Origin of the sequence: Micromonospora lutea, from assembly GCF_016863535.1 — a bacterium.
GTDB classification, from domain to species: Bacteria; Actinomycetota; Actinomycetes; order Mycobacteriales; family Micromonosporaceae; genus Micromonospora; species Micromonospora lutea.
In genome coordinates, this window is the sequence record NZ_BOPB01000011.1 from 77,473 (window position 1) to 90,937 (window position 13,465).

At 71.9% G+C, this 13,465-nt stretch carries 12 protein-coding genes; 4 read left to right on the top strand and 8 right to left on the bottom strand.

Annotated elements, in window-relative coordinates:
* Window positions 1–19: 19 nt before the first annotated feature.
* On the top strand, window positions 20–2,359 hold the full coding sequence (locus Vlu01_RS11835) for an AAA family ATPase (protein WP_203997689.1): 2,340 nt from the start codon (window positions 20–22) through the stop codon (window positions 2,357–2,359).
* 187 nt (window positions 2,360–2,546) lie between these two features.
* Here the strand turns inward: Vlu01_RS11835 and Vlu01_RS11840 are convergent, their stop codons facing one another.
* From Vlu01_RS11840 to Vlu01_RS11870, 7 genes are all read right to left on the bottom strand, one after another.
* Window positions 2,547–2,738, bottom strand: coding sequence for a hypothetical protein (locus Vlu01_RS11840; RefSeq protein WP_203997692.1), 192 nt, complete (start codon window positions 2,736–2,738; stop codon window positions 2,547–2,549).
* Between the two features lie 876 nt (window positions 2,739–3,614).
* On the bottom strand, window positions 3,615–4,124 hold the full coding sequence (locus Vlu01_RS11845) for a GNAT family N-acetyltransferase (protein WP_203997694.1): 510 nt from the start codon (window positions 4,122–4,124) through the stop codon (window positions 3,615–3,617).
* Window positions 4,125–4,240: 116 nt separating this feature from the next.
* Window positions 4,241–5,152 carry a hypothetical protein gene (locus Vlu01_RS11850; RefSeq protein WP_239095851.1) on the bottom strand — a complete coding sequence of 304 codons (912 nt, stop codon included), beginning with the start codon at window positions 5,150–5,152 and terminating at the stop codon, window positions 4,241–4,243.
* 128 nt (window positions 5,153–5,280) lie between these two features.
* A complete protein-coding gene (locus tag Vlu01_RS11855) occupies window positions 5,281–5,709 on the bottom strand; it encodes a DUF3263 domain-containing protein (RefSeq protein WP_203997698.1) in 429 nt (142 codons plus the stop codon).
* A 181-nt stretch (window positions 5,710–5,890) separates the two neighbouring features.
* Entirely contained in the window at window positions 5,891–6,904 is a 1,014-nt protein-coding gene (locus Vlu01_RS11860) for an ABC transporter permease subunit (RefSeq protein ID WP_203997701.1), read from the bottom strand.
* Entirely contained in the window at window positions 6,901–7,911 is a 1,011-nt protein-coding gene (locus Vlu01_RS11865; protein ID WP_275409318.1) for an ATP-binding cassette domain-containing protein, read from the bottom strand. Before Vlu01_RS11865 ends, Vlu01_RS11860 begins: the two co-directional genes overlap by 4 nt.
* 153 nt (window positions 7,912–8,064) lie before the next feature.
* A complete protein-coding gene (locus Vlu01_RS11870; protein ID WP_203997707.1) occupies window positions 8,065–8,850 on the bottom strand; it encodes a DeoR/GlpR family DNA-binding transcription regulator in 786 nt (261 codons plus the stop codon).
* A 194-nt stretch (window positions 8,851–9,044) separates the two neighbouring features.
* Between Vlu01_RS11870 and Vlu01_RS11875 the strand changes: the two genes are divergently transcribed.
* The 3 genes from Vlu01_RS11875 to nagA all read left to right on the top strand — a co-directional run bounded on the left by Vlu01_RS11875 (window position 9,045) and on the right by nagA (window position 12,139).
* Window positions 9,045–9,974 (top strand): SIS domain-containing protein, encoded by a 930-nt coding sequence (locus tag Vlu01_RS11875; RefSeq protein WP_203997711.1) that lies wholly within the window; start codon window positions 9,045–9,047, stop codon window positions 9,972–9,974.
* Window positions 9,975–10,064: 90 nt separating this feature from the next.
* Window positions 10,065–11,033, top strand: coding sequence for an ROK family protein (locus tag Vlu01_RS11880; protein ID WP_203997715.1), 969 nt, complete (start codon window positions 10,065–10,067; stop codon window positions 11,031–11,033).
* A complete protein-coding gene (gene nagA / locus Vlu01_RS11885; protein ID WP_203997718.1) occupies window positions 11,030–12,139 on the top strand; it encodes an N-acetylglucosamine-6-phosphate deacetylase in 1,110 nt (369 codons plus the stop codon). The genes Vlu01_RS11880 and nagA overlap by 4 nt, the downstream gene beginning before the upstream one ends.
* A 16-nt stretch (window positions 12,140–12,155) precedes the next feature.
* Here nagA and Vlu01_RS11890 read toward each other — a convergent pair whose 3' ends face one another.
* A complete protein-coding gene (locus Vlu01_RS11890) occupies window positions 12,156–13,433 on the bottom strand; it encodes a DUF4032 domain-containing protein (RefSeq protein WP_203997721.1) in 1,278 nt (425 codons plus the stop codon).
* Between the last annotated feature and the right edge of the window lie 32 nt (window positions 13,434–13,465).

The window sequence follows — 13,465 nt, forward strand, 5'->3', positions numbered from 1 at the left end:
CAGGCGTTAGGGTCGGGCGGTGGGCGAACCCGAGCTGACCCTGATCGCGAGCCTGCGGCCGGCCGCACTGGATGCCCGGCGGGGCATCGTGCGGCTGCATCCGGAGGCGCTCACCGCCCTCGCGCTGCGTCCGGGCGACCCGGTCCGGTTGGCCGGACGACGGGTGACCGCCGGCCTCGTCGCGGCGGCCGAAAGCACGGCCAGCGCGGCCCTGCTGCACGCCGACGACCTGATGCTGGGCAACCTCGGCGTACGTGACGGCGGGCAGGTCAGGCTGAGCCCGACCCCGGTCACCCCGGCCCGCCGGGTGCTGCTCGCCGGGCCGGCCGAGATCGTCGCGGTGGTCTCCCCGGAGATGCTGCGGCTGGCACTGCTCGGCAAGGTGGTCACCACCGGAGACGACGTCTCCCTGCTGCCCCAGGACGTGCTGCCGGACGCCTCGACCCGCACCCTGGTCGAGGCGGCCCGACGCAGCCTCTCCACCCGGGTCGGCTACGCGTGGACCAGCACGCTGCTGCGGGTCGTCGCCGCCGAGCCCGACCCGGGTGCGCTGGTCACCATGGACACCCTCGTCGGCTGGGAGCACGGCCCCGCCACGCGCGGCGACGCCGGCCCGGTGACCGGTCGACCCGCGACCGCGGTCCCGGCCGGTCCCGGCCAGTCCACCAGCGCCCTCGGCTGGCCGGCACCCGCGACCTCCAGCACCTTCGGTCGCCTGCCCGACGAAGGACGGACAACCGGCGGGGAGGCGGACACGGCCGCCGGCACCTGGACCGGCTTCGGGGTGACCGAGGGCCACGACCCGTCGGTGGACGAGTTGCCCGGCCTGCGCTCCCAGGCCGAGGAGCTGACGGAGCTGCTCGACCTGGGCTTCCACCACGGCGAGGTGCTCAGCCGACTCAGCACCACCGTGGCGCTGGGCGTACTGGTGAGCGGGCCGGCCGGCTCGGGCAAGGCGGCGCTGGTGCGGGCGGTGGCCGCCCAGGTCGGTGCCCGGGTGCATCCGCTCTGGGCGCCGGAGCTCGCGGCGCTGACCAACGATTCGGCGGCGGCCCGGCTGCGGGCGGTGACGGCCGAGGCGCTGGCCGGGGGGCCGGCCGTGCTGCTGGTGACCGACGTGGAGGCGCTCGCCCCGGCGGAGGCGCCCGGGCCGGTGGCGACCGTGTTCCGGCAGTGCGTGGCACGGCTCGTGGCGGCCGGAGCGGCGGTGGTCGGCACCACCAGTCGACCGGAGGCGGTCGACCCGGCCCTCCGTGCCCCGGGCCTGCTCTCGTTGCGGATCGACGTGCCGCTGCCCGATGCCGCCCTGCGCCGGGAGCAGCTGACCGTGCTGACTCGTCCGGTGCCGCTCGCCGACGACGTACGGCTGGACGAGGTTGCCGCGCGTACTCCCGGTTTCGTCGCCGCCGATCTGGCCGCGTTGGTCCGTGAGGCCGGAGTACGCGCGGCCCTGCGGCAGAAGTCGGCGCAGACACCCACGGTGATGATGGCGGACTTCACCGCCGCCCTGGAGGTGGTGCGGCCGACCACCATGGCCGCCGCCACCCTCGAACTGGCCCGGGTGACCCTCGACGACGTGGGTGACCTGGTGGAGGTCAAGCAGACCCTGACCGAGTCGGTGCTGTGGCCGCTGACCTATCCGGACACCTTCGCCCGGCTCGGGGTGCAACCGCCACGGGGTGTGCTGCTCTACGGACCGCCCGGCTGCGGCAAGACGTACCTGGTGACCGCGCTGGCCGGGACCGGCCGGGCCAACGTGTTGTCGGTCAAGGGCGCCGAGCTGCTGTCCAAGTGGGTCGGCGAGAGCGAACGCGCGGTACGGGAGCTGTTCCGCCGGGCCCGGGAGGCCGCGCCGACCCTGATCTTCCTGGACGAGGTGGACGCCCTGGCCCCGGTACGCGGCCAGGCCACCGACGGCGGCACCACCGACCGGGTGGTCGCCGCGCTGCTCACCGAAATGGACGGCGTCGAGTCACTGCGCAACGTGGTGGTGATCGGCGCGACGAACCGGCCCGACCTGGTCGATCCGGCGCTGTTGCGCCCCGGGCGGCTGGAGCGGCTGGTCTACGTGCCGCCGCCGGACGGCGAAGCCCGGGCCGAGATCCTGCGCGCCGCGTCGCGCAACGTGCCGCTCGCCGAGGACGTCGATCTGGTCGCACTCGGCGCGGAGCTGGACGGCTTCTCGGCCGCCGACTGCGCGGCCCTGATCCGGGAGGCCGCGCTGGCCGCGATGCGCGAGTCGCTGACCGCCGCCACGGTCACCGCCGAACACGTCGCCACGGCCCGGTCCCGGGTACGCCCTTCCCTGGACCCCGCCCAGGTCGCCTGGCTCGCCGCGTACGCCGAACAACGCGGCTGACCGAGTGCGCGGGTGGTGTCGTGTGGCACTTCACGGCAAGACCAAGGCGCACGTAGACGTAGGCGAAGGTCGGGCCGCGTGAAGCAATCGCCGCTGCGATCGTCCTCGAAGGTGCGTAGACCGAGGAGGAAGAACCAGCCGGCCCAGCCCGGGAATGTGGGCGGGCGCAGTAGCTGAGCGCGTCCGGTCAGTCCTCGTCGGCCGGGCTGGGGCGGTTCTCGGCGATCCAGGCTCGGACGGCCTTGCCATCCCAGACGCGGCCCATCTTCAACGTGACGAGCGGATCAGGGAATCCCTTGCGGCCCACGATGATCGTGGCGCGCTGCTTGCTGATCCCACCAAGGAGATCACGGATCTCATCCAGCCCGAGCAGCTCCACAACCTGACGCTATGACTCATGGGAGTTGCAATAGGGGGAACCGGGTGAGACAACGCCGTTGGGGGCTGCCCTCGTACAGCCCGGCGTGATGCCATGGGCACATGACGCGATTCGTCTCATACGGGGAGTATCTGGCTGGCGTTGCTCTGACCCTCGCGCGAAGGCACCGACCGGCGTGGAACCACATCCTCAAACGGGTGACCTGTCGATGCGGGCGGGATCTCCCCTGCGGGGCTCGGCACCGGGCGCCAATCAACCGGGGCCACTGGCCGGGGGAGACGTCATGACGACGCACGGCCCTGTTCTGCCTGTCTGGACCTGCGCCGGGTGTGGTGCTCCCTGGCCTTGCCGCACCCGTCGTCAGGAGCTGCAAGCCGAGTACGACAAGGCCCCGGTGTCCCTGGCGCTCTACATGGGCTCGTGCCTACTGGCACCTAGCCAGGACATGGGATGGGCACCGGCCGGGCTGCTGCACCGTAGATTCCTCGGTTGGCTGTCGTGACCACACCCCGTGCCGGTGACCTGCTCCGCGTAGGTCGGGAGGCCAGCGTGCAGTTCGCCATGCCGATCTTGTTCCGACCCCGTCGGCGTCCACCAGGAAGGCGGCGTACCCGGCGTCCATCTCTGGGCCGGCGATCGGGCACCGACGTCACCGGCCGAGGCCGCACTGAGCAGCCCTTAGAGCGACCGGCAGTAGGGCGGTGGAGGCGAGGCGGGTCTTGGCCGAGGGTGGCAAGGCGGAGGAGGAGGCCATGCCGGTGTTGCATGGCCGACGACGACAACGCCGCCAGCCGAAGTGCCAGGGCGCGCCGCAGCCCCGCCAGCCCTACTGCCGGTCGCTCTTATGCCAGACTCAGCAAAAGTTGCGAGGGGGCATCAGAACGCCGGAGAGGGATTGTCGAGGCAAATCTCGGCATGAATTCTGCCGCCAACCTCGCGCAATTCGGCACCACATTTACGAAGGGCTGACAAGGCACCACGATTGTCGTGGGTCGTCTCCGCCACGACACGCCGCATGCCAGCGGCCGCCGCCACGTCCAACAACTGGCGCAGCGCGGCCGGCCCGAGACCCTGGCCCCGAGCGGACCGGCCGAGCCACATGCCGACCTCGGCAACGCCGGGCTCGTCCCGGCGGCTCATCCGGATCATCCCGACCACCTCGCCGCCGGCCCGGATCGCGTACATCGCCGTGCGGGCGGGCGCGTCGAGGCCGCCGAAGTTGCCCCGGTGGTACTCCCGGAACGCCTCCCGCCGCGCGTGCGACCAGCCGGCCGGCGCTTCCACCGGCGGCATCACGTCGCCTGGTTCCGCCTCGGCGACCGCCACGGAAAGCAACGGTTCGAGGTTCTTCTCGTCCACCGGCTGCAACCGGACCGCACCCGTCACGAGCCGCAGTCTTCCGCGCTCGCTGACGCAAGTCCACCCGATTGGCCCGGACCGGGCCCTGTGGCGAGCGGGACCGGCCGGTCGTGCCGATTCCGCCTCCTGCTCACGCTCAGTGGTCAGCCGGGCGGGGTGAACTCGCAATAGACGACCGATGCGTCGTCGGCCGCCTTGTGCTGACGCAACCGGTCCGGGTACTCCCGCTCGGCGTCGCGTACTCGCTCGACCAGCGCACCGGGCCCCTGCGCGGCCACCAGTTCCAGGAGTCCGGCCCAGTCGATCAGCTCGAACTCCTCGACGGCGGCGGAGGCACCGTCGGTGAGCAGCACCGCACGCCGCAACGCATCCGGCCCGCGCAGCGGCAGCGTGCCGACCACCGCGTGGTACGCCGCGTCCGGGTCTGCGGCGGCGACCCAGTAACCGTGGGTACGGTTCATTCGCTCGCGCTGCATCCGCACGGCGTGCCGGAACCGGGTGGCCCGGTCAATCGGCTCGGGCAGCGCTTCGGCGGTCTCGCGCAGGTCGGCCGCCGAGGCGACCAGCCGATCGTCGACCACCACGTCGACGCGGCCACCGGTGTCGAGCACCAGCGGACTGTCGCAGAGCACGAGGTAGTCGACCTGACTGCCACCGTCGCGGAGCAGACACACCGTGCTCGACGGGGTGCCAGGGTGGTCGAGGTCGCACTGCTCACCGTGGTCGGAACGGACCGCGAGGATCGCGGCGGCGAGGTTGCTCACCAGCGTCGCGGCCGGGCGGGCCGCCTCCGCCAGGCCGAGTCGGGCGGCGAGGTGCTGGACGTACCACTGCGGCCCGTGCACGCAGCCGGTGTCGAACCCCTCTGGCACGGTCGCGCCGTCCAGCACTCCGACCAGCGGCCCGAACCGGAACACCAGGTCCTCGTTGACGGCCCGGCCGGGTGGCGGGGCGGAGGCGGATCGTACCCGCATGGTGGGTGCGGCCCCGACCGTCGCACCCCGCCGACGCTCCTCCGGAGCCGCCTCGGGTACGCCGATGTCCGGATGTGTCATTCGTCCCGGCCGTCCTGGCCTCCCGCCGCTCATCGCCACGCGCCCCGGCTACCCACCTCGCACCCGAAGACACGCCCCGGTCGCTGTGCCGGCACCGCGTCGGCTCGACCGAGGACCTGGACACCGCACTAGCGGCGTCGGTTACGGGCCCGGGAGGCGCGCAGCCGTGCCAGCCGGCCCACCAGCACCGGGTCGGCGGCCAGTGCCGCCGGATTGTCCAGCAGCGCGTTCAACAGCTGGTAGTAGCGGGTGGCCGAGAGTCCGAACCGGTCCCGGATGGCCTGTTCCTTGGCACCGGCATGCCGCCACCACTGCCGTTCGAAGGCGAGGATGTCCCGCTCCCGCTCATCGAGCCCACGATCGGTCCCCGGGCCCGGGCCGTCGCGGGTGCCCTCGGGTGCGGCGGCCGGCGGCGAACCGGCGGAACCGGCCGCATCGGCGCCTTCCTGGACGCCCTGCGCCGGGGCCGACTCCGCTTCGGGGGCGGATCTCGGCGGCGGCACCGTGACGGCGTCCGGACCGGTCTGCGCTGCCGGGGTGGCGTCGGCGGGGTGCATGGTGCTCCTCACGCGGGGACGGCCGGCACGGGCGACGCCAACCGGGTCCACCAGCCTAACCACGGGCACCCGCGGGCGCACCAGGCACAGCAGGCGCGTTGGGCAGCCGACCGTCCCCGTGCACGGTCGGCTGCGGAGCAGCGGTGAGCGCGACCTGCCCGCGGCCGCGCCCACCAACGACTCAGGTGATGTCCCGCCGGCGCATCGCCCAGAGCGCCGCGCCGAGGAAGAGCACGATCCCGACGGTGAACAGCACCGACGAGTGCTGCCAGGTGATGTCCAGGGTGGCCGGATTGCACTCACCGGTGTAGGTCGCGTTGCACGCCTGCCAATCCTCAAGGGTGAGTGACTTGGTCATCCAGGCGTAGACGTAGGTGGGCAGCAGCCACGCCTCGGCGAAGCGCACCTGCGCCATGGAAAGCAGGATCCCGAGTCCAACCTGCCCGACCACCATGACCGCGATCGCCCCGCCCAGTGCCATCGCGGTGTGTCGACCGAGTGACGCCAGGGCGAAGCCCAGCGTCGCCGCCACCAACGCCAGCACGATGCCCCGCAGCCCGGTGATCAGGAACGACTGCCAGGTGCCGGAGGTCATTCCCTCGGTGGTGCCCCGCCAGTTCGCGACCAGCCACATGCTGCCGAACCACGCCGCGGTGGCGGGCAGGGCCAGGGCGAGCAGCCCGGTGAGCAGCGCGCCCAGCTTGGTCAGCAGGACGGTCAACCGCTTCGGCCGCCAGAGCAGCAGGTTCATCATTCCGCCGGTGTTCCACTCGGCACCCACGAAGGAGGCGCCGACCACGAATCCGACCATGGCCAGGATCGCGGCGAGCGGGATCAGCATCTCGCCGAAGCTCTCCCGGAAGTTGAAGGTCGAGGGCAGGAACCATTGCTCCTCGATCGACTCCCGGGGCGGCGCAGTGATGTCGGCGCAGTCGGCCGGGTAGTAGTCGACGTCCTCACCTGCGGTCTTGGCGCGCTCGCAGTTCGCGCGTTCCTGTTCGGCCCAGCGGACCTGCTCCTGGTGCTGCCGGTCGGCGGCCTGCCGCGCCTCCGCGAACTGGTCCGGGCCGATCTTCTGGTTGCTGAGGAACATGCCCACCGCCACCAGGACCAGCACCAGCAGGCCCCCGGCGGTCATCCAGCGGGCGAAACGCCGCTTGGCCAGCCGGCGCAGCTCGGTACGGAAGAGACTCACGCGCCCCAACCTCCCCCGGCGGGCACGGACGGCTCCGCCCCGTCGACTCGTACGGACTGGTCGACCTGCCGGTGCTGACCGGGTACCGGTGCGGTGGCGGTCAGTTCGAGGAAGACGCTCTCCAGGTCGACCGCGATCGGTGCGAGTTCGCTGACGTAGAGGCCCTGCTCAGCCAGGAGTCGGGTGACCGTGGCCGGCTTGTCCACCCCGGCGAGCATCAGGTGGTCGTCGTTGGTGGTGACGCGTACGCCGGCCCGGGTCAGTGCGGTGGCGGCGGCCGGAAGGTCGGTGACCGCTTCCAGCCGCGCCCGGACCGCGCCGGACGAGTGCTGTGCCAGCACCTCGTCGACCGGGCCGAAGGCGACCCGTCGGCCCAGCGAGATGATGGTGACCGAGTCACAGATCAACTGGATCTCACCGAGGATGTGGCTGGACAGCACCACCGTCATGCCGGCCTCGGAGAGGTTGCGCATCAGCGTCCGCATCTCCCGGATGCCGCCCGGATCGAGACCGTTGGCCGGCTCGTCCAGGATCAGCAGCCGCGGGTTCTTGAGCAGCGCCGAGGCGACCGCGAGCCGCTGCTTCATGCCGAGCGAGTACGTCTTGACCCGCTCACCGGCCCGGTCGCGCAGCCCGACCAGTTCCAGCACCTCGTCGACCCGCCGCTCGGGCAGGTCACCGGCGCCGGCCAGCAGCGACAGCGTGTCCCGGGCGGTGAAGTGCGGGAAGAACTGGGGGCTCTCCACGATCGCGCCGACCTGCGGGGCGACCTGGTCCAGCGTTCCCGGCACCTCGTGTCCGAGAATCGCCATCCGGCCGCCGTCGGGCCGGATCAGGCCGAGCAGCGTGCGCAGCGTGGTGGTCTTTCCCGACCCGTTGGGGCCCAGGAAGCCGTGCACCTGGCCTGCCTCGACGTGCATGTCGAAGCCGTCCAGAGCGTTGCGGGTACCGCGCCGTCGGCTTCGGTATGTCTTTCGTAGGCCTTCGATTTCCAGGACAGCTGGCAAGCTGCACCTCCCCCGTTGGCGTGTGGGCGACGACGACACCATACGCGGTATGCACGGGAGGGCAATACTCGGTATGGACCAACACGCCGCACGGGTGTTAAGAGGGGGCCCTTCCTCTACCGCAGGCGTTAAGAAGGTGCCCTTCCTTACGCCTCAGGCGGAGATGACGTGGACGCCGGCGGCGCGGAAGGCGTCGACCACCTCGGGTGCGGCACCGGAGTCGGTGACCAGCGTCTCGACCCGGTCGACCGGGCAGATCCGGGCGAAGGCGTGACCACCCAGCTTGGACGAGTCGGCGATGATCACCACCCGCTTGGCCCGTGCCACCATGAGGTTGTTCATCGCCGCCTCGCCCTCGTGGTGCGCGGCGGCGCCGAGCTGCGGATCGATCGCGTCCACGCCGAGCAGCGCCACGTCCAGGGTCACCTCGCGCAGCAGTGCCCCGCCCAGCGGACCGACCAGTTCGAAGGACTTCGGCCGCACCACGCCGCCGGCCACCACGACCTTCATCCGGGACCGGACGAGCAACTCGTTGGCGATGTTCAGGGCGTTGGTGACCACGGTCAACTGGGCGCCCTCGGCGTTGGTGTTGAGATCCGGACGGACGGCCAGCGCCCGGGCCACCTCGGTACTGGTGGTGCCGCCGTTGAGTCCGACCACGGTGCCCGGAGAGACGAGGGCCGCCGCGGCGGCACCTATGCGCTGCTTCTCCGCCGAGTGCTTGGCCGTCTTGTAGCGCAGTGGCAGGTCGTACGAGACGCCGTTGGCGACCGCGCCACCCCGGGTACGGGTGATCATCTGCTGCTGCGCGAGTTGGTCGAAGTCCCGGCGGATGGTCGCCTGGGAGACGTCCAGGCGTTCGGCGGCCTCCTCGACGGTGACCCGCCCCGAGTCGGTCAGCATTTCGAGCAGGGCGTTCCATCTCGCGTAGCGGTCCACCCCGGGCCTCCCGTGTCTGCACGATCGGTGCTTGGTTGCGTGCACACTAGTGCTCGAAACTACGAAGTGGCAAAAACCAGTTCTGCGCGATCGCTCCTGCGGTTGCCATTTCCGGTAGGTTTCACGCAGAATGGCGCGCGAAAGACGGGACTAACGAGCCGTAACGCGCAAGCCTCCGCCTGCGAGGAGTTCTCATGGCGTACGTAACCGCGGAGATCGCGAGCCAGCCGGACTGCTGGCGTCAGGCGAGCGGGCTGGCCCCGGCGATGCTCGACCGCCTGCCACGCCCCGGTGAGCGGGTAGCCGTCGTCGGCTGCGGGACGTCGTGGTTCATGGCGATGGCGTACGCGGCCCGCCGCGAGGCCGCCGGCCACGGCGAGACCGATGCCTTCCAAGCGAGCGAGTACCCCGCCGGCCGCCGCTACGACCGACTGTTGGCGATCACCCGCTCCGGTACCACCACGGAGGTGCTGGACCTGCTCACCGCGCTGCGCGGCCGGATCCCGACCACGGTGCTGGTCGGCGATCCCGGTTCGCCGGTGGTGGAGACCGCGGACGCCGCCGTCATCATGCCCTTCGCCGACGAACGCTCCGTGGTGCAGACCCGCTTCGCCACCACCGCGCTGGCGCTGCTCCGCGCGCACCTCGGCGACAACATGACCGCCCTGGTCGCCGACGCGGAGGTCGCCGTCCGGACTCCGCTGCCGATCGACCCGAGCCTGATCGAACAGGTCACCTTCCTCGGTCGCGGCTGGACGGTCGGGCTGGCGCAGGAGGCCGCGCTGAAGTGCCGCGAGACGGCCACCTTCTGGGCCGAGGCGTACCCCGCGATGGACTACCGTCACGGCCCCATCTCGGTGGCCGCTCCGGGCCGGTTGGTCTGGGCCTTCGGCGAGTTGCCCGACGGTCTGCCCGAGGACGTCGCGGCCACCGGCGCGTCCTTCGCGCACAGCCGCACCCACGGCTACCACACCGTGCTCGGCCGGTGGGCCGCTGGACGTACCCCGGTCGACCCGATGGCCGACCTGATCCTGGCCCAGCGCTTCGCCGTCGCCCTCGCCACCAGCCGTGGCCTCGACCCGGACGCGCCCCGGCACCTGAGCCGCTCCGTGGTGCTCACGTGATGTCCTCGCCACGAGAACCCGGCACGAACCTGCCCTCAGCACAGCGCACCCGGACCCGATCCCGTCGGGACGTCAGGTGAGGCGGTGGGGGTGAGCGACGGGGAGGTTGCCGTCGCGCTGGACGTGGGTGGCACCGGGATGAAGTGCGCGCTGGTCAGCGCGGACGGTGTCGTACGGCACGCGGAACGACACCCCACGGACGCCGGGCGCGGTCCCGACGCCGTGGTCGAGACGATCCTGGCGGTGGCCGAGGGACTGGCCGGCAAGGCACGCGCGGACGGGCTCACGCCGAACGCGCTCGGCATCGTGGTGCCGGGCGTCGTGGACGAGGCGCGCGGCGTCGCGGTCTGGTCAGCGAACGTCGGCTTCCGGGACGTACCCCTGCGCGATCTGGCGTTCACGCGGCTCGGCCTGCCCACGGCGCTCGGCCACGACGTGCGCGCCGGTGGCCTCGCCGAGGCACGGTTGGGTGCCGGCCGCGACGGCGGACACGTGCTCTTCGTGGCGATCGGCACCGGCATCGCCGCCGCGCACGTGGTGGCCGGCTCGGCCGCCACCGGGGCGCACGGCGCGGCCGGGGAGCTCGGTCACATCCTGGTCCGCCCGGACGGACCGGCCTGCGGTTGCGGCCGGCCGGGCTGCCTGGAGGCGATCGCCTCCGCCTCGGCCGTCGCCCGCCGCTACGCCGAACTCGTCGGCGCGGCGTCGGACGGTGGGTCCGCCCAAGCACCAGCGCCGGGACGCACCATGGTGACCGCCGCCGACGTTGCCGCCCGCGCCGCCGCCGGCGAGCAGGTGGCCACCCGGGTCTGGCGGGAGGCGGTCGAGGCGTTGGCCGACGGCCTCGCCACCGGTCAGGCCCTGTTCGACGTGGAGACCATCGTCCTGGGCGGCGGCCTCGCCCAGGCCGGCGCCGGACTGTTCGACCCGCTGCGTGCCGCGCTGCGGGACCGGCTGACCTTCCACCGGGAGCCGCGACTGGTCCCGGCCGTCCTTGGCGACGAGGCGGGCTGCCTCGGTGCCGCCCTACTCGCCCTCGACCAGATGGAGACGCCATGACCGTACGGGTGAACGGCAAGGTGGTGACCCCCGGCGGGGTGATTCCACAGGGTTGCGTCGAGGTCAAAGGCGACCGGATCAGTGCCGTCGCCGAGTACCCGTCGGTGCGCGACGGGCACTGGATCGTGCCGGGCTTCGTGGACATCCACAGCCACGGCGGCGGCGGGCACACCTTCACCACCGGCGACGCCGGCCAGGCGCGGGCCGCCGCCGCCTTCCACCTGCGCCACGGCACCACCAGCCTGATGGCCAGCCTGGTCAGCTCGCCGTTCGAGCTGATGCGCTCGGCCACCGCCGCCTTCGCGCCGCTGGTCCGCGACGGTGTGCTCGCCGGCATCCACTTCGAGGGGCCGTACCTCTCCGCCGACCGGTGCGGCGCGCAGAACCCGGAGTTCCTGCGGGACCCTTCCACGGACGAACTGACCGAGCTGATCAAGATCGGTGACGGAGCGGTCCGGATGGTCACCCTCGCCCCCGAACGTGCGGGCGCGCTGGCGGCCATGGAGATGCTCACCCGACAGGGGGTGGTCGCCGCGATCGGTCACACCGACGGCACGTACGAGCAGACCCGTGCCGCCGTGGCGGCGGGCGCGAGCGTCGGCACCCACCTGTTCAACGGGATGCGCCCGGTGCACCACCGCGAGCCCGGCCCCGTGGTGGCGCTGCTCGCCGCACCGAACGTGATCTGTGAACTGGTCGCCGACGGGGTGCATCTGCATGAGGGGACGCTCACCTTCGCCACCTCCACCGCCGGCCCAGAGCGGTGCGCGCTGGTCACCGACGCGATGGCCGCCGCCGGCATGCCGGACGGCGAGTACGAGCTGGGCGGCCAGGCGGTGACCGTGAGCGACGGCGTGGCGCGACTCTCCCACGACGGGACGATCGCGGGTAGCACGTTGACCATGGACGCGGCGCTGCGCAGTGCGGTCGCCGCCGGGGTCCCGGTCCCCGACGCGGTACGCATGGCGTCCACCACGCCGGCGCTGGCCGTCGGCCTCGGCGACCAGGTGGGCAGTCTCCAGGCCGGGCTCCGCGCCGACCTGGTGGTGCTCGACGACGACCTGGAGATCGTCCGGGTGATGCGGGCCGGCGCCTGGGTGGAGTGACGCGACAACCGGTACGTCAGTTCGCGGAAAACTCCACGCCGAGGACGGCCTGCTCGTCGGGGCGGTGCACCAGCACGTCCGACAGGAACGACTGCACCGCGTGCCGCATCCCGACGTCCCGACCAACCTGCTCGGAGAGCAGCCACTTGTGCTCGATGATCTGGGCGAACACCTCCTGCGGCTCCAGTTTCCGCCGCAGGTGCGCAGGCACCGCCCGGACCACCGGCTCGAAGACCTCGGTCAACCAGCGGTGCGCGGCCTGCTGCTCGTCGGTCAGGTCGCTCTCCGCCCGGTACGCGTCGAGGTCGTTGAGCAGCTTGCGGGCCTGGTTCTCCTCGGCGTCCAGCCCGGTGAGGCGGAGCAGCCGACGGTGGTGGTACCCGGCGTCGACGACCTTGGGTCGGATCAGGTACCGGCCGTTGTCGATCGTCGACATGGCCACCTCGGCCACGTCGAAGCCCAACTCGTTGAGCCGACGGATACGCCCCTCGATGTCGTGCCGGGCCTCCCGCTCCACCTGCTGCTCGTAGGTGATCTCGTGCCAGAGCCGCTCGTAGCGCTGCACCACCTCCTCGCAGACGACCTCGGGGTCGATCGAGTCGTGCAGCAGGCCGGCGGCCTGAAGGTCGAGCGCCTCACCGAAGATGTTGACCCGGGCGATCTCCAGGTCCTCGCCACGCTGACCGTTGGAGAGCGCGCTGCGCAGTGCGCCGGTCTCGGCGTCGACCAGGTACGCGGCAAAGGCGCCCGCGTCCCGCCGGAACAGCGTGTTCGACAGTGAGCAGTCACCCCAGAAGAAGCCGGTCAGGTGCATCCGGACCAGCAACGCGGCGAGCGCGTCGAGCAGCCGGCCCATCGTCTCCGGCCGCAGCGTACGCGAGAACAGCGCCCGGTACGGCAGGGAGAACTGGAGGTGGCGGGTGATCAGTACCGGGTCCAGTGGCTCACCGGCGTCGGACTCCCGGTCGGCGACGATCGCCACCGCCTTCACCGCGGGGAAGTCGATCCGCTCCAGGGCGCGCAGCAGGTCGTACTCCCGCTCGGCGACCCGTTCGCCGGTCTCCTTGACCGCGTAGACGTGCCCGCCCAACTGCACGAAACGCACCACGTGCCGGGAGATACCCTGCGGCAACGCGACCAGGTGCTCGGCCGGCCACTGCTCCAGCGGTGTCGACCAGGGAAGGTCGAGCAACGCCGGGTCCACGAGGGCCGAGGTGATCCGCACGGCGTCAAGTCTGACGTCTCCTCGGCCGGAACGCCTCCCTACGTGGTTGGGCCCACAGTCGCCGTCCATCGGGAGCACCACCCGGGCCGGTAGCGTGATCG